The organism is Prevotella multiformis DSM 16608 (assembly GCF_000191065.1).
In the GTDB taxonomy this organism is placed as follows: domain Bacteria; phylum Bacteroidota; class Bacteroidia; order Bacteroidales; family Bacteroidaceae; genus Prevotella; species Prevotella multiformis.
Genome location: NZ_GL872282.1, coordinates 497,667 through 513,434, shown reverse-complemented (window position 1 = coordinate 513,434; position 15,768 = coordinate 497,667). Strand labels below are relative to the sequence as shown.

Below are 15,768 nucleotides of genomic sequence, written 5' to 3'. Positions count from 1 at the left end.
GCTGCTCGTTTTCAGCCGTCTGCGGACAGACAGGAGGCAGAGAGAAGAAGAGGAGAACCTGAGGGAGAGAATCGGTATCCGGCAAAACGGCCCTTAAGGAAGGGTAAGCCGCCTTTGTGGTATCGTTTTTTTTTCGTAAATTTGCAGCCGCATTTTAACTAAACGAGATGAAAAAGTTTTTTTTATCCCTTTGTTTACTGATGGTCAGCTTTGCGGCCGGTGCACAAGAACGCCTGCCTGAAGTAATCCTCAAAGACATAGAAGGGAGAACTGTACAAACCGACACTATTTCTAATAACGGGAAGCCCCTTGTTATTGCTTTTTTTGCTACTTGGTGCAAGCCTTGTAATCGTGAACTCAAGAGTATTGACGAGCTTTACGATGACTGGCAGCGCGAAACAGGCGTGCGAATCGTAGCCGTATCCATCGACCAGGCACAGAATGTCAACAAGGTGAAGCCACTGGTCGACCAGAACGGATGGCGGTATGATGTACTGCTCGACCCTAACGGCGAGCTGCGTCGTGCGTTGGGCATCCAGTCAGTACCCTACACTTTACTGCTTGACGGACAGGGGAATGTCGTCTATAAGCACAACGGCTATACCGACGGTGCAGAAGCAGAGCTTTATGAAAAGGTGAAAGAAGTTGCCGGCAGACAGTCGCTATGAAAAGATATATACTGACAGGATTACTCGCAGCCACAGCCTTCATGCCGCTCTGTGCACAGGAGTCTTCTGACAGGCTGCGGCTTTCCGGGAGTATTCAGAGCGATATTCTCCTGCCTGAAAAGGATGATAAGACAGGAGCTGAGACTTCTGACGGACGTTTTCTGACGAATACTTATCTTGATCTGAAAGCCACAAGCCGTTATGTAGAGGCCGGGGCAAGGCTGGAGTATCTGAAGCATCCGCTCCCCGGATACGAGAACGATTTTAAAGGTTGGGGCATTCCCTACGCTTATCTGAAAGGTCGTTGTAAGAATGCGGAGCTGACCTTGGGCAGTTTTTACGAACAGTTCGGGTCGGGTTTCATTCTCCGTTCCTATGAAGAGCGCAGTCTCGGTGTTGACAATTCCCTGCAGGGCGTGCGGTTAAGCTACCGCCCTGGGGCTGGTGTCGCAATCAAGGCACTCACCGGTCGTCAGCGTAGATATTGGAATCACAACAAAAGCTGGATGACAGGAGCTGATGTGGAATGGGACATTGATGAGCTGTGTAAGTCTCTCCAGCAGCATAACACCTATGTTACGCTGGGAGCCTCCTATGTCAATAAGTATGAGAAAGATGAGGTGATAATGACCGATCCGACTCACCGTTTGCACCTTCCTCTCTATGTCAATGCCTTCGATGTGCGCTTGCGTGTGCAGCATCGTGCGTTTAATGTATTGGCAGAGATGGCAATGAAGTCGCAAGATCCTTCCCATGATAATGGTTACATCTATCGCAATGGCTATGTGGCAATGCTTTCGGGTTCTTATTCGAAGCGTGGAATGAGTCTGCTCCTGCAAGCCAAGCGCAGTACGAATATGGCTTTTCGCAGTAGTAGAAGCATGGAGGGAAGCTCATCCTTCGTCAATCACCTGCCGCCATTCACGATGGAACACACCTATACCCTGGCAGCACTCTATCCCTATGCCACACGCCCCGAGGGCGAGTGGGCTTATCAGGCGATGGCAGCCTATACCTTTCTGAAAGGTTCTATGATGGGAGGTAAGTATGGTACAACGGCAAAAGTGAACTTCTCGCATGTTCATTCAGTGCGCAGGAATGACACAGGTGGCAGTGGTACCGACGGCTATGGAAGTCCGTTCTGGGCGTGGGGAGCATCCACCTATTATCAGGATATTGATGTACAGCTGGAGAAACGACTCTGTAAAGATACGAAGCTAAACCTTATGTACATGAACCAGCGTTACAACCAGACTCTACTCGAAGGACATGGAGGCATGTTGCGTTCGCATATCTTCGTGGCGGATGTGAAGCAGAAGCTGGCACCCAAGACAACCTTGCGTGTGGAGGGGCAGTACCTTTCCTCGAAAGATGGTGACAAGGACTGGGCGTTCGGGCTTGCGGAATTGTCGCTTGCACCGCATTGGATGTTCACGGTGAGCGACCTCTATAATGCAGGCAATACTCATGTGCATTATTATCAGGGCTATGTAACTTACAGTGGTGGGGCACATCGGTTGCAATTAGGCTATGGTCGTACCCGCGCAGGGTTTAACTGTTCGGGCGGAGTATGTCGTTATATTCCTGCAACCAAAGGACTTACACTCTCTTATAATTATAACTTCTGATGGAAATGAAAAGGTTATATATCTTTCTTCTGGCTGCCGTTGCCCTTCTGACCGGCTGCGATTCCGTCGCATCTGACGATCGGCTTATTGAAGTCCCGGCAGCTACTGTTCAGCGCAATGTGCTGATTGAAGACTTCACGGGGCAGCGTTGCATCTTCTGTCCTGCAGCTACTGAGGCTATTACACAGCTGCAGGCCCGCTATGGTGATGACAAGCTGATAGCCGTCGCCATCCATGCAGGTCCGCTTTCATTCAAGAGCATGTCTGGCTTTACAGGCTTGCGTACAGATGCGGGCGATGCCTATTATAAGCATTGGGCTGTGCCGAATGTGCCGAAAGCCATTGTCAATCGTCGGGGAGGAGTGCTCTCCAAGGATGCTTGGGCTGGTCGTGTGTATGACGAGTTCGCTCGGACGACAACGGTCGGTATAGACCTTAAATGTCAGTATGACGCTGACAAACGCCATGTGGAGATAGAAACAGACTTGAAGACACTGGCGGAAGAAATGCAGGGAAGGCTGCAGCTTTGGCTGGTGGAGGACGGAGTCGTTGCACCACAGCTATTCCCTGGGGATAAGTTGGACAAGGAGTATACGCATAATCATGTGTTCCGTGCTGCCATCAACGGGGAATGGGGTGCGGAGTTAACGCTCACTCCCAAGAAAGTACAGAAGGAAAAGACCACTTACCCACTTCCCGACGGCATCGTGCCGGGCAAAGCATGGGTGGTAGCATTCTTCTATAACGACAGCGGTGTGTTGCAGGCTGTCCGCCAAAAGGTTTCCCTTTTATAAACAGATTACAATTAATTAAAACATAAAATTTAAAAGACTTAATATGAAATTGCGATTACTGATGTTCTTTGGTCTGCTGACCAGTCTTTTTGTCAGTGTACAGGCACAGACAAGTTCTAACGAAGTAGCCTTCTTAGATGAGCAAGGCAGAGTTATCCCCAGCAACACAACAGTTGTCCTGAATAAGGTAGAACAGGATCCCCTCACTTCTGGGGGAAATAAAATTACAGGAAAGGTGTATATTCAGAACAGGGCGGATAAGGCCCTGAATGTATCTCTTTCCTATACTGTTAACGATATATATGAGGGGGATGTACAGGTTTGTGCGTATGAAAACTGTACTTTTCATTCGGAGGTTGGTACTTATAAGTTAGGCAGCAAGCTTTTCCCCGTCGGTCTCGATAAGGAATTTGTTGAAGTAAAGCATTCTTATGGAGAAAGCGAAACATGTACAGTTACCCTGAAGCTTACTACAAAAGAATCTGGTTCAGAGGAAGAGAAGGAAGGTCCGACGATTACCGTTAAGTTCGATACTAAGGCAGCAGGCATTGCGTCCGCATCTTCACAGAACGGCGGCACTTACGATGTCTTCAACGTCCGGGGCGTATTGCTGCACAGGCAACTCACGTCTTTGTCAGAACTCCCTAAGGGTGTCTATATCGTGAAGCAGAAAGATGCAAAGGGGATTGTTTCTACCCGCAAGTACATTGTCCGTTAAGTTTTCACCTCATATAATCCGCTATCTGATATGTCAAAAAAACTTTATCTACAATTCCTTTTCCTCGTCGCTGTCATCTGTCATGCAGGTAATGTCAGTGCCGAGGATCACAACCTGATACCTTCTACAGGGCAGAAAGTATATGTACCCATCACGGCAAAGAGTGCGAAAGGAAAGCTGCTGATTACCAATTATGGCAGCACAGTTATCCGCAACTTCGACTACACGCTGTCTTTCAATGGAGAAGTATTGGTTTCGAAGAACTATGTCCTTCCAGAACCATTGAACCGCATGGAGGGAGCGACGATAGAGGTGGATGTACCGCCCCACACACAGGTTTCGGAAACAGACCTTCTGTTTACGATTACCAAAGTGAACGGTGAGGTTAATGGTACTTCAGTTAACCATGCTACGCTTCCGAGAGTTACGGTTACGAAAGTGCCCCATCGGAAAATCGTGGTAGAGGAATATACGGCAATGTGGTGTGGCTACTGTCCACGCGGCATTGCGCTTATGGAGAATCTTGCAAAGAATTATCCCGATGACTTCATTGGTATTGCAGTTCATACAGGAGGTAGAGCAGATCCATTAAGTTGTACGGACTATGCCTGGAAAGCTGCAGATTACAGGAGCCGTCCCACACTTCACATGAACAGAAATCTTTTTCTGGGTTATGTCAAGGCTATAACCGAGTTTGAAGAGGAACGGTCAAGAGGGGCTGATATGGACATAGATGTCACAGCTACGTGGGATGACCGGCAGGAGAACATCACGGTTACTCCTCGTGTTACGTTCTGTGTTGATAAGGAAGATGTTGCATACGGCTTTGCGTACGTGCTGACGGAAGACGGAATGTCAAATCCCAACTGGTATCAGAACAACTATTATTCGGGGAGAACGGAAGAACTTGGCGTGTCGGATGAACTTGATTACTTTATCAAGGCTGATTATGCTGTTAAAGGTCTTGAGAACAACTTTGTCGCTATTGCAGCAGAAGGTGTCAAAGCTCCTTTGACAGGTTACATCCAAACTCCGATTAAGGCAGACAGACCGCAGAGCCATACATACGTCTTCAGGAATATTTCCAGTAAGAAACTTATACAGGACAAGACAAAACTGAAAGTCTGTGTATTGCTGATCAACATCAAGACAGGACAAATTGAAAATGCTGCCAAGTGCACTATTTCTCCTGCCAATACCACTGCTATCTCTTCTGTTTCAGAAGGAAAAGAAACTGTTGTTGAAACAGCACGCTACACACTTGACGGTCGTCGTATTACGACTCCACAGAAGGGTATCAACATTGTGAAGTACAGCGACGGACGTGTGTGTAAAGAAGTTGTAACACGTTGATGCAGCTTCAGTTTATTACTTATTTGCGTTATGAATAAAGATTTGACTGTTTTATATCAGCAGAAGGCAGAGGAGACAGGCAGGATGCTCGTCTCTCTCCGCAATCATAGTCGGGCTTTTATTCTGACGGAGATAGGTTCTTTTTTACTTGCAATAGGATTTGTAGTTCTCTACACCTTATTAGATAATGCAGCCTGGGCACTTCTTTGTGCCTTGGCTGCATTGTTTTTATATCTTTACATCCGGCGTCTTGATGTGCGGAACGACCGCAGGATAAAGGCCGGGGAAGCGTTGCTGCAGGTTTATCAGAACGAGATAGACTATCAGCATGGTAATTTCTCGGGCTTTGAAGCTGGCGAGCAATATGTCTGTCCGCAACATTCCTATACCTTCGATATGGATGTCTTCGGTACAGGTTCGCTGTTCCAAAGGATGAACCGTAGTATCTCAACGGGTGGCAGTGACCGTTTGGCAGCCTGTCTGTCTACGGAATGGGGAAGTGCGAAGAGAGAAGAGCTTGTCGGGCAGATCCGACGAAGAACGGAGGCTGTCGACGAACTGGGACAAGAGGAAACATTCCTGTCAGCCTTCAAATCCTTGGGCGTTAAGGAGCGTATCAATACGGAAGAGGTGTTGAAAGCACTGACAGCTGTTTATCATCAGACCTTCCCAAAGGTCTTCCACAGTCCACTGTTTCGTTATTTCTGTTATGCTGACCTGCTCGGTTTCTACGTGAGTATCGTCCTTTCTATCATGGGATTGGTTCCATCCTTGCTGCCCGTGTGGTGGGGAATGTTCAACTTTATGTTCTCCTTCCTTAGTGGGCATAAGCACATGCGTGTTATCTCCGGGCTGATCGCAAAGGTACATACACAGGTGGATGGCTACTTGCAGGTGTTGAAGTTGATCGACAAGACCGGGTTCAGATCGGCTGAACTCCAGGCGTTGAAGAAGAAACTTTCGGGTGCGGAAGAATCTTTTGAACGGTTGGAACTTATCCTGCAGAAGATTGACAACAGAAGCAACGAGGTCGGTGTATTCATCTTCAACAGCTTTGCCTTGATAGACATCACCATCATACGGCTCTTCCTGCGCTGGCAGCATACGTATGAACAGCGCACAGACGAGTGGATCGGTACCTTGAATCTCTTTGACGCACTGGTGTCAATGGGCAACTACCGGTTGAATGAAGACAGGGCGGCGCAGGCTGAAATCAGCGGGGACGACAGGGTGGTTTATGAAGCGAAAGGGCTTTATCATCCTTTCCTCGGCGAGCAGGCTGTGGCAAACGACTTCAATATCCTCGACCATGAGTATTATATCATCACGGGTGCGAACATGGCAGGCAAGAGCACCTTCCTGCGCTCCATAGGCATCAATTATCTGCTGGCGATGAACGGTCTGCCTGTCTTTGCCCGCCAGTTGAGGGTCTCGGTGTTCCATCTCTTCACGAGTATGCGCACCACCGACGACCTCACCCACGGCATCTCCTACTTCAATGCCGAACTGCTCCGTCTGAAACAGCTGCTTTCCTCACTGGACGAGCGTGTGCCGAGCCTGATCATCCTTGACGAAATACTGAAGGGTACGAACTCGCTCGACAAGCTGAACGGCTCACGTCTCTTCCTGCAGCACATCGCCGGTCGGAACGTCACAGGCGTCATCGCCACGCACGACCTCGAACTGTCGAAGCTGGAAGACGAACAGCCCGCCCGCTTCCACAACTACTGCTTTGAAATCGGACTGGGCGAGGACATCACTTATTCCTATAAGATTACAAAAGGGGTGGCACGCAACCAGAATGCCACGTTCCTGCTGAAAGGAATACTGGGATAGTCCGGCGGTCTGCAGGCGACAGGGCTGAATGGCTCTTTTCGGGAAGAAGCTGCCTGCCGGGAAGACAGGCAGTCCGCCGGAGGCGGCCTTCAGCAGGATCAGCCCTGACCCTTGGGGAGGATGAATCGGTCGATTACGTGTGCGATGCCGTCCTCCTCGTTGGAGAGCGTGACGAAGTCGGCCTCTGCCTGGATTTCCTTGGCGGCATTCGCCATGGCGACACCCAGCCCCGCAAAGCGTATCATGCTGAGGTCGTTGTGACCGTCTCCGCAGGCGATCACCTCCTCTTTCCGGATGCCGAGGACGGCAATGAGGCGGCTCAGAGAGCGGGCCTTGTCGATGCCGAGCGGTACACACTCTATGAAGTAATCGGCCGAGCGGTACACTTCCATCTTCCCCTCCAGCTCCTTGTCCAGGCGCAGTTCCAGTTCGTGGAGTGGGGCAGGGTCGCCTACGATCAGGCATTTGTCGACAGGATAGACCAGTTGGTTCAGGAAGTCGTCGTATTGCACGACAGGCATCTTGTTGATGAATGCCTCCTCCTGTACATACCGGTTCGCCTTGTCGGTGGCGGCGATGCCCTCGCCCTGGTAGGTCAGGATGGCCATGCCGGCTTCCTTCGCGGCATGGTAGAGCAGCGGGACGAACCGTTCGTCCAGTTTCTGTTCGAAGAGCACCTTGTTGTCCGTGCAGTCGATGATTTTCCCGCCGTTGAAGGCAAGGATGAAGCCGCCGTGCCGCTTCAGTTCCAGTTCCTCTGCCAGCGGCATGATGCCGTAAGTCGGTCTGCCCGAAGCCAGTACGACGTGTAGGCCGCCTGCCTGTGCCTGCATGAGCGCCTGCTTCGTGCGGGGGGTGATTTCCTTTCTGCTGTTGGTCAGTGTGCCGTCCAGGTCCAGCACGATCATCTTGTATTCCATGTTCGTTTGTTTATGCGTATCCGGTCCTTTTCCAAGGACGGGGAGTGAAGAGGCAGAGGTCGCCGGAAAGGCCCGGTGCCGTGCCTGACGGCTGCCCGTACAGGCGTTCGAGGAACGTAGACGGTTCCTCTCCCGGTGGAATCTGCCCTGCGAGGATGCAAAGGTACGGCTTTTTTTTGGTCTTCAGGGATCTGGAGTGATAAGGTTTGCCTCGTGCGTTGATGACTTTGATGAAATATCACACGGAGGCTGGGGGGGAGGAGGTTAAAACCCCATGATGGGGGCACCTCCGGTGTGTGGAGCAGCTCTAAGGTATCCGAGAGTTTTATCAGGGCATTTGTCTGTGAGAATGATGAATGGCGTTTATCCGAAAATAGATTCCGTCTTCGGCAGACAACTTATTCTCCTATCATCGGTGTCTGTAAACATTTTTGTGCAGCCCGAAGCTGACACATGCTCTTCTGGCTTCTAACAGATGCCTGATTGACTTGCAACAGGTGCTTTATTAGCGTGTTGCCAACGCCCTTTTGAAGTCCAATCAAGCACCTTTTACGAATGGCTCAATAACCTGTTGGTTTACTGCTGGTTGCAGACTTGATTTTTGCACGTGTGTTTTTATATTTGCAGATGATCCGTTTGAAATTATGTAATGACTTTTCGAAATCTTGTCTGTCTTTCCTGCGTATTAAAATGAAAAGGTTTTTGTGTCGGATGATGATAGAATAGGCAGCCAGGAGGATCCTGGCTATGTTTTTGTTGAATGACTCACTCCGGTTCTTCCGTCAAGGCTATGCGGAACGCATCCGCGCATTGAACGGAAGAACCGTTTTTGCGGGTCTTCAGGGATTTGGAGTGATAAGGTTTGTCTCGTGAGACTATCACTTTGATGAACCGTCACACAGAGGCAGGGAGTGAACGCGGCCGCTTCCGGGGGTGGAGCGACCTGCCCTGCCCATGACAGCTTACGGATGTGTGCTTTTCCCCGACCTGCCGGTGCCTGTGTCAGACCATCCCGTCCGACTGCCATGGATGATTACGCAATTTAACATTTCGTGCCTGTTTAATTGGCGCCATGTCTTGGTAATCAGAAAATAAAATCGTACTTTTGCAGATGTAAATAGGTATCGAGTTATTCATTATTTAAAACATAAGAAATTATGGCAGTAGTAGATTACAAGAAATTAGGGCTCGTGAACACACGTGATATGTTCAAGAGAGCAATTGGCGGCGGTTATGCTATCCCGGCATTCAACTTTAACAACCTCGAGCAGCTCCAGGCTATCATCACGGCTTCTTCCGAGCTGAAGTCACCGGTAATCCTCCAGGTTTCCAAGGGTGCCCGCAAGTATGCCAACCAGACACTGCTCCGCTACCTTGCAGAAGGCGCTGTACAGTATGCGAAGGAGTTGGGCTGCCATCATCCGGAGATTGTTCTTCATCTGGATCACGGCGACAGCTTCGAGACCTGCAAGAGCTGCGTAGACTTCGGCTTCTCTTCTGTAATGATCGACGGTTCGGCTCTTCCATACGAGGAGAACATCGCCCTGACCAAGAAGGTCGTTGAGTATGCACACCAGTACGACGTGACTGTCGAGGCTGAGCTGGGTGTCCTCGCCGGTGTCGAGGACGAGGTCGCTTCAGAGGTATCTCACTACACCAAGCCTGAAGAGGTTGTAGACTTCTCTACCCGCACGGGCTGCGACTCTCTGGCCATCTCCATCGGTACTTCTCACGGCGCCTACAAATTCACTCCGGAGCAGTGTACGCGTGACCCGAAGACTGGCCGTCTCGTTCCTCCTCCATTGGCATTCGATGTTCTCGCAGCCATCGAGAAGCAGCTTCCGGGCTTCCCGATCGTTCTCCACGGTTCTTCTTCTGTACCACAGGAGTATGTTGACATCATCAACGAACACGGCGGCAAGCTGCCTAATGCAGTAGGTATTCCGGAGGATCAGCTCCGCAGGGCTGCCAAGAGTGCTGTCTGCAAGATCAACATCGACTCAGACTCCCGTCTCGCCTTCACCGCTGGTGTTCGTCAGACATTCGATGAGCACCCAGAATACTTCGACCCGCGTCAGTACTGCGGCAAGGCCCGTGAGTACATGGTGGATCTGTACAAGCACAAGATCACCGATGTGCTTGGTTCTGACGGCAAGCTCGTCAACTGTGACTGATCACGGCATTTGAGGCCGGCCGGGTCTCGATAATGTCAGGTCCGAAAAGACATCTTGGACCGGCCGGGCATCTTGTACCGGCGTTCCGGTGCGGTTCTTTTGGAACTTATCTGAAATAAAAAAGCGATGGCTTCCGCCAAAGGAAGCCATCGCTTTTCAGTTTCTTTCCATTCGTCCGGCATGACCGCCGGAACCGGACATGGACATTGCCCTGCTGTTCCGTTCTGCTCCCTGTCTGCATCCGTCTGGAGGTGCGGGAACGGTATCGGGTATGTGCTCCTCCGGCCGTCCTGCCCGGATGGGTCAGTCATCGACGAGCCTGAACGCCTGTGGAAGGTAGTCGATGATGTCGCCCGCCGTAAGGCTCTCTTTGCCGAGGGTCTTCACTGCCAGGTCGCCGGCCAGTCCGTGGAGATACATGCCCACGATGCAGGCATTCTGCTGGTTATAGCCACGTGCGAGCAGGGCGGTGATGATTCCTGTCAGCACGTCTCCGCTGCCGGCTGTCGCCATGCCGCTGTTGCCTGTCGGATTGAAGACGACGTCTCCGTTGGGCAGGCAGAGTGCGCTGTTGTGCCCTTTCAGCAGGATATAAGCCTGCAGCGACTTCGCAAGCTCACGGGTACGGTGAAGCCGCTCGAAGTCGGCGTTGGCCGGCGAACCCGTCAGCCGGTCGAGCTCCTTCGGATGGGGTGTCATGATGATTCCCTTGGGCAGCTGCTGCATCCATGCCCGGTGGCTGGCAAGGATGTTCAGGGCATCCGCATCAGCCACGATGGGACACTGTGCCCGGCGGATCTGTGCAATCATCGCAATCGCCGTCGGCTCCTGCCTGCCCAGCCCCGGCCCGATGCCCAGTGCATCGAAGTCGTCGGTGTCGACAGCCTCTGTAAAGGCCGTTTCTTCGTGGTCCATGTGCAGGACCGCTTCAGGGACCGAGATCTGCATGATGTCATAGTTCTTCTTCGGCGTAAGTGCCGTCACCTTTCCCACACCGCTCCGCAGACAGGCACGGGTGGCGAGGATGGCGGCTCCGGCCATGCCATAGCTGCCGGCTACGATGAGTGCATTCCCCATGCTGCCTTTGTGCGAGAAGTCGTCACGGTGGAGCAGCCGCGAGCGGATGTCGTTCTCTTCCAGTACGTAATACTGTGCCTCCGCTTTCTGTACATACTCCTGGCTCAGCCGGATGTCCAGGACCTTCAGCCGGCCTATGAACTGCTGGGCATCGCTGAAGAAGAAGGCCAGTTTCTTCTCGTGGAGGGTCAGTGTGAGCGAGGCATGGATGATGTTGGCCCGTACGTTATAGGTGTTGTCCTCGGTCATCAGGCCGGACGGGACATCAATGCTGACGACCTTGGCCGGGCTCTGGTTGATGTATTTCACCAGAGAGGCGAAGCCCCCTGCCAGCGGCTTGTTGAGCCCCGAGCCGAAGAGCCCGTCGATGACGAGCGTGTCGGCGGTCAGTTCGGGCGGGTCGAATTTGGAAGTGACTTCCGTGAAGTCCTTGGCGTGTCTGCCGTCACGCAGCCGCTGGCGGTTCGTCACGCAGTCGTCGGACAGGTGGTTGGTGATATTGAAGAGGAAAGTCCTGACCCTGTAGCCTTCGTTGATCAGCAGGCGTGCCACGGCGAGGGCGTCACCACCGTTGTTGCCGGGACCGGCGAAAACCACGACAGGCGTATGCATCGCCCATTCCTCGGTGATGGCCCGGGTGATGGCCTTTGCCGCACGTTCCATCAGATCGATGGATTTGATGGGTTCGTGCTCTATGGTGTATCTGTCCAGTTCGTGAATCTGGGCACTTGTGAATATCTTCATAACGATGGCAAATTTACAAAATTAATGCTAATCGTATGGGATAGTTTGGTATTATTTTCGTAATTTTGCGCTAAATTATAGATTTAAGAGACATGAGTCGAGTAACAATCAAGGACAAAACGTTTGAGACTTCCCTTCCTGAAGCCGAGATACTGGAGAGAGTAAAGCGGATAGCAGACCGCATAAACAAGGATTTCGAGGGGAAGACCCCGCTCTTTCTTGCGGTGCTGAACGGCTCGTTCATGTATGCTGCCGACCTGATGAAGAACATAACCATTCCGTGTGAAATCTCGTTTGTCAAGCTGGCTTCTTACCAGGGGACAACCTCCACCGGTGCGATCAAGGAAGTGATAGGACTGAACGAGGACATCCGGGGCAGGGAAGTCATCATCGTTGAGGACATCGTTGACACGGGCGCCACGATGAAACGGATGCTCGAGACGCTCGGTACACGGGAACCGGCGGGGCTGCACATCTGCACCCTGCTGCTGAAGCCGGGCAAGCTGACCGTCCCCCTGGACATCGAGTATGCGGCGTTTGAGATTCCGAACGACTTTATCGTGGGCTACGGGCTCGACTATGATCAGGAAGGCCGCAATCTGAGAGACATTTATACTTTAGTGAAAGAATAATGAAGAATATTGTAATTTTCGGTGCGCCGGGTGCAGGAAAAGGTACCCAGAGCGACAAGCTGATTGAGAAGTACGGGCTGGGACATATCTCCACCGGGGATGTGCTCCGCAACGAGATCAAGAACGGGACGGAACTGGGAAAGACCGCCAAGGGATACATCGACAATGGCCAGCTCATCCCGGATGAGCTGATGGTCGACATTCTGGCAGGCGTGTACGACAGCTTCGGCAAGGAGCACAAGGGGGTCATTTTCGACGGGTTTCCGCGTACCATCCCACAGGCTGAAGCACTGAAGAAGATGCTGGCGGAACGGGAGCATAACGTGGCTGCCATGATCGAACTCTTCGTTCCCGAGGACGAGCTGATGAACCGTCTGATCCTCCGCGGGCAGCAGAGCGGCCGTTCTGATGATAACGAGGAGACCATCAAGAAGCGGCTCAATGTTTACCACACACAGACTTCTCCATTGATAGATTGGTATAAAAGTGAGGGTATTCATCATCATGTAGAGGGCTTAGGTACGATTGACGAGATCTTTAGCAGAATAGAGTCTGTTATTGACTCACTGTAATGGCTTCTGCTGATAGGTGTCGGGAATGGACGAATACCTGATGGTATCGTCTTCCTCCTGAGATCTATCAGCTTTTGTGTAATATACCCCCCCGTAGACAGAAGTCCTCCATGTTGATATAAACGATTATTCATTCCATTCCCTAAATACCCAGCACTTGCTATGGCTGATTCTAATTTTGTAGACTATGTGAAGATTTACTGCCGCTCCGGCAAGGGCGGACGAGGATCGATGCACCTCCGCCATGTGAAGTATAACCCCAACGGCGGACCTGACGGCGGCGACGGCGGCAAGGGCGGAAGCGTCTACCTGCGCGGCAACCACAACTACTGGACACTGCTCCATCTGAAATACCAGCGTCATGTCTATGCCGAGCATGGCGGCAACGGCGGCCGGGACAAGTGCCACGGGACGGACGGCAAGGATGTCTATATCGATGTTCCCTGCGGGACGGTGGTCTACGATGCCGAGACGGGCAAGTATGTCTGCGATGTCATGCACGACGGACAGACGGTGCTGCTGCTGAAAGGCGGGCGCGGCGGACTGGGCAACTTCCAGTTCCGTACGGCGACCAACCAGGCTCCGCGCTATGCACAGCCGGGTGAGCCGATGCAGGAGATGACCATTATCCTTGAGCTGAAGCTGCTGGCGGATGTCGGCCTCGTCGGCTTCCCGAATGCGGGGAAGTCCACGCTGCTGTCCTCGCTCTCAAGTGCCCGGCCGAAGATCGCCAACTATCCGTTTACCACCATGGAACCGTCGCTGGGCATCGTCAGCTATCGTGACAGCCAGAGTTTCGTGATGGCGGATATTCCGGGAATCATCGAAGGGGCAAGCGAGGGGAAGGGGCTCGGATTGCGGTTCCTCCGCCATATCGAGCGCAACTCCCTGCTGCTCTTCATGGTGCCGGGCGATACGGACGACATCAGGAAGGAGTATGAGATCCTGCTCAATGAATTGAAGCAGTTCAACCCTGAAATGCTCGACAAGCACCGTGTCCTGGCCGTCACGAAATGCGACCTGCTGGACGAGGAACTCATTGACCTGCTGCACGAGACCTTGCCTACGGATCTTCCCGTCGTCTTCATCTCGTCGGTCACCGGACAGGGTATAGACGAGCTGAAGGACAGGCTCTGGAAGGAACTGAATGCGGAAAGCAACAAGCTGCAGGAGATCACATCAGAAGATACGCTTGTCCACCGTGACAAGGACATGACGCGGTTTGCCGCTGAGCTGGAGGCTGAGGATGCCGATGTGGATGAAGTAGAGGAAGTGGGTGTGGACGAACTGGACGAGGTTGATGACCTTGACGACTTTGAATATACGGATGACTAAGCCTGTCCTGCATTATTACGATGTGGCCGATGGGATCGTGGCATTCAGTACGACACGCCACGGCGGGGTCAGCAGAGGGCGGCTTGCGACGCTGAACATCAATCCGTATCGCGGTGACGATCCGGCGGCAGTAGCTCGGAATCTGCAGTCGGTAGCGGCGGAGATCGGTGTCGAGCCGGATCGGATGATCCGTCTGCATCAGATACACGAGACCGCTTGTCTGGTCGTGACGGACGGTTTTCTCCATCTTCCTGCCGCAGAGCAGACTGCACAGGAAGAGGGGAAGGATGCCGTCGTGACCGATTGCCGGGAGGTCTGTATCGGTGTCCATACGGCGGACTGTGTTCCGGTCCTCTTCTACGACCCTGTCCGTCAGGCTGTCGGGGCGGCTCATGCCGGCTGGCGCGGCACGGTGAAACGCATCGTGCAGTGTACAGCGCGTCGGATGGAGGAGCACTATGGAACGAAGCCTTCCGACCTGAAAGCCGTCATCGGTCCCTGTATCTCCGAACGGAACTTCGAGGTGGGGCAGGAAGTTTACGATGCCTTCTCTGCTGCCGGCTTTCCCATGAGCCGAATCGCGAAGAGGCACGGAAAATGGCATATTGACCTGCCGCTGTGCAATCAGCTCCAGCTGGAGGAACTGGGCGTACCTGCCTCCCACATCTTCCAGTCGGGCATCTGTACCTACGACAAGTCCGACGATTTCTTCTCCGCCCGTATTCTCAAGGAAGGATTCGGCACGATCTATACAGGGATTCTGCTGCCTGCTCTGTCTCCTTCTGCAAAGACGGCAGGGTGAAAGGCGTTGCGGGCTCTTTTCCTTTGCCACGACAGGGGGGCTGTCCTCTCGGGCAAGGACGGATCGCCGTGTGTATCTTGGTTCCGGTTGTCAACGAGATATCCAGGTCTTCTGTTTTACCGGCAGACTCAGAGAACTCCCTTTCTTCTTTCACCGTTTTATTACGGTTTAAAAGAGTTCTTCCGTTGAATGCGTGGATGCTTTTCACATAGCTTTAACGGAAGAACCGAAGTGATTCATTCAACAAAGACATGGCAAGACCGTCAGCTGTCTATCCTGTTATTATTCTCCGATACAAAGACCTTTTCATTTTAATACGCTGAAATACAGATAGAATTTTGAAAAACCATTACATAATTTTAAACGAATCATCTGCAAATATAAAAAACACATGCAAAAAGCAGGATTGCAACCAGCAGTCAATCAGCAGGTTATTAAGCCGCTCGTAAAAGGTGCTTGATTGGACTTCAAAAGGGCGTTGGTAACACGCTAAGAGAGCACCTGTTGCAAGTCAA

At 52.0% G+C, this 15,768-nt stretch carries 13 protein-coding genes; 11 read left to right on the top strand and 2 right to left on the bottom strand.

Annotated elements, in window-relative coordinates; all coding sequences use genetic code 11:
* Window positions 1–167 precede the first annotated feature (167 nt).
* The 6 genes from HMPREF9141_RS02180 to HMPREF9141_RS02155 are packed head-to-tail and all read left to right on the top strand — an operon-like array spanning window position 168 to window position 6,997.
* Window positions 168–668, top strand: coding sequence for a TlpA family protein disulfide reductase (locus tag HMPREF9141_RS02180; protein ID WP_007366790.1), 501 nt, complete (start codon window positions 168–170; stop codon window positions 666–668).
* Window positions 665–2,296, top strand: coding sequence for a DUF6029 family protein (locus HMPREF9141_RS02175; RefSeq protein WP_007366789.1), 1,632 nt, complete (start codon window positions 665–667; stop codon window positions 2,294–2,296). The genes HMPREF9141_RS02180 and HMPREF9141_RS02175 overlap by 4 nt, the downstream gene beginning before the upstream one ends.
* A gap of 5 nt (window positions 2,297–2,301) precedes the next feature.
* Window positions 2,302–3,090: an Omp28 family outer membrane lipoprotein gene (locus HMPREF9141_RS02170; protein ID WP_040554350.1), complete on the top strand. Its 789-nt coding sequence runs from the start codon at window positions 2,302–2,304 to the stop codon at window positions 3,088–3,090.
* Between the two features lie 43 nt (window positions 3,091–3,133).
* The gene (locus HMPREF9141_RS02165; protein ID WP_007366787.1) at window positions 3,134–3,808 is read left to right on the top strand and encodes a hypothetical protein; all 675 of its coding nucleotides are present in this window, start codon (window positions 3,134–3,136) and stop codon (window positions 3,806–3,808) included.
* Window positions 3,809–3,838: 30 nt separating this feature from the next.
* Entirely contained in the window at window positions 3,839–5,161 is a 1,323-nt protein-coding gene (locus HMPREF9141_RS02160) for a thioredoxin domain-containing protein (protein ID WP_007366786.1), read from the top strand.
* A gap of 30 nt (window positions 5,162–5,191) precedes the next feature.
* Complete coding sequence (locus HMPREF9141_RS02155; protein WP_007366785.1) at window positions 5,192–6,997, top strand: MutS-related protein; 1,806 nt, start codon at window positions 5,192–5,194, stop codon at window positions 6,995–6,997.
* Window positions 6,998–7,095: 98 nt separating this feature from the next.
* Here HMPREF9141_RS02155 and HMPREF9141_RS02150 read toward each other — a convergent pair whose 3' ends face one another.
* On the bottom strand, window positions 7,096–7,917 hold the full coding sequence (locus tag HMPREF9141_RS02150; RefSeq protein WP_007366784.1) for a Cof-type HAD-IIB family hydrolase: 822 nt from the start codon (window positions 7,915–7,917) through the stop codon (window positions 7,096–7,098).
* Between the two features lie 1,157 nt (window positions 7,918–9,074).
* Between HMPREF9141_RS02150 and HMPREF9141_RS02145 the strand changes: the two genes are divergently transcribed.
* Window positions 9,075–10,091: a class II fructose-bisphosphate aldolase gene (locus tag HMPREF9141_RS02145; RefSeq protein ID WP_004351503.1), complete on the top strand. Its 1,017-nt coding sequence runs from the start codon at window positions 9,075–9,077 to the stop codon at window positions 10,089–10,091.
* A 303-nt stretch (window positions 10,092–10,394) separates the two neighbouring features.
* Here the strand turns inward: HMPREF9141_RS02145 and HMPREF9141_RS02135 are convergent, their stop codons facing one another.
* Window positions 10,395–11,912: a bifunctional ADP-dependent NAD(P)H-hydrate dehydratase/NAD(P)H-hydrate epimerase gene (locus HMPREF9141_RS02135; RefSeq protein WP_007366782.1), complete on the bottom strand. Its 1,518-nt coding sequence runs from the start codon at window positions 11,910–11,912 to the stop codon at window positions 10,395–10,397.
* A gap of 92 nt (window positions 11,913–12,004) precedes the next feature.
* On the opposite strand from HMPREF9141_RS02135, the gene hpt reads away from it, so the two are divergent.
* The 4 genes from hpt to pgeF all read left to right on the top strand — a co-directional run bounded on the left by hpt (window position 12,005) and on the right by pgeF (window position 15,253).
* The gene (gene hpt / locus HMPREF9141_RS02130) at window positions 12,005–12,544 is read left to right on the top strand and encodes a hypoxanthine phosphoribosyltransferase (protein ID WP_007366781.1); all 540 of its coding nucleotides are present in this window, start codon (window positions 12,005–12,007) and stop codon (window positions 12,542–12,544) included.
* The gene (locus HMPREF9141_RS02125) at window positions 12,544–13,116 is read left to right on the top strand and encodes an adenylate kinase (protein ID WP_007366780.1); all 573 of its coding nucleotides are present in this window, start codon (window positions 12,544–12,546) and stop codon (window positions 13,114–13,116) included. The genes hpt and HMPREF9141_RS02125 overlap by 1 nt, the downstream gene beginning before the upstream one ends.
* 162 nt (window positions 13,117–13,278) lie before the next feature.
* On the top strand, window positions 13,279–14,451 hold the full coding sequence (gene obgE, locus HMPREF9141_RS02120) for a GTPase ObgE (RefSeq protein ID WP_007366779.1): 1,173 nt from the start codon (window positions 13,279–13,281) through the stop codon (window positions 14,449–14,451).
* On the top strand, window positions 14,444–15,253 hold the full coding sequence (gene pgeF / locus HMPREF9141_RS02115) for a peptidoglycan editing factor PgeF (RefSeq protein WP_007366778.1): 810 nt from the start codon (window positions 14,444–14,446) through the stop codon (window positions 15,251–15,253). The genes obgE and pgeF overlap by 8 nt, the downstream gene beginning before the upstream one ends.
* Window positions 15,254–15,768 lie beyond the last annotated feature (515 nt).

Bases quoted from the DNA above. Each gene is read 5' to 3' on its own strand.
- obgE (WP_007366779.1), top strand. From the start codon at position 13,279: ATGGCTGATTCTAATTTTGTAGACTATGTGAAGATTTACTGCCGCTCC.
- HMPREF9141_RS02135 (WP_007366782.1), bottom strand. From the start codon at position 11,912: ATGAAGATATTCACAAGTGCCCAGATTCACGAACTGGACAGATACACC.
- HMPREF9141_RS02180 (WP_007366790.1), top strand. From the start codon at position 168: ATGAAAAAGTTTTTTTTATCCCTTTGTTTACTGATGGTCAGCTTTGCG.
- HMPREF9141_RS02145 (WP_004351503.1), top strand. From the start codon at position 9,075: ATGGCAGTAGTAGATTACAAGAAATTAGGGCTCGTGAACACACGTGAT.
- pgeF (WP_007366778.1), top strand. From the start codon at position 14,444: ATGACTAAGCCTGTCCTGCATTATTACGATGTGGCCGATGGGATCGTG.
- HMPREF9141_RS02170 (WP_040554350.1), top strand. From the start codon at position 2,302: ATGAAAAGGTTATATATCTTTCTTCTGGCTGCCGTTGCCCTTCTGACC.
- HMPREF9141_RS02125 (WP_007366780.1), top strand. From the start codon at position 12,544: ATGAAGAATATTGTAATTTTCGGTGCGCCGGGTGCAGGAAAAGGTACC.
- HMPREF9141_RS02150 (WP_007366784.1), bottom strand. From the start codon at position 7,917: ATGGAATACAAGATGATCGTGCTGGACCTGGACGGCACACTGACCAAC.
- hpt (WP_007366781.1), top strand. From the start codon at position 12,005: ATGAGTCGAGTAACAATCAAGGACAAAACGTTTGAGACTTCCCTTCCT.
- HMPREF9141_RS02175 (WP_007366789.1), top strand. From the start codon at position 665: ATGAAAAGATATATACTGACAGGATTACTCGCAGCCACAGCCTTCATG.
- HMPREF9141_RS02160 (WP_007366786.1), top strand. From the start codon at position 3,839: ATGTCAAAAAAACTTTATCTACAATTCCTTTTCCTCGTCGCTGTCATC.
- HMPREF9141_RS02155 (WP_007366785.1), top strand. From the start codon at position 5,192: ATGAATAAAGATTTGACTGTTTTATATCAGCAGAAGGCAGAGGAGACA.
- HMPREF9141_RS02165 (WP_007366787.1), top strand. From the start codon at position 3,134: ATGAAATTGCGATTACTGATGTTCTTTGGTCTGCTGACCAGTCTTTTT.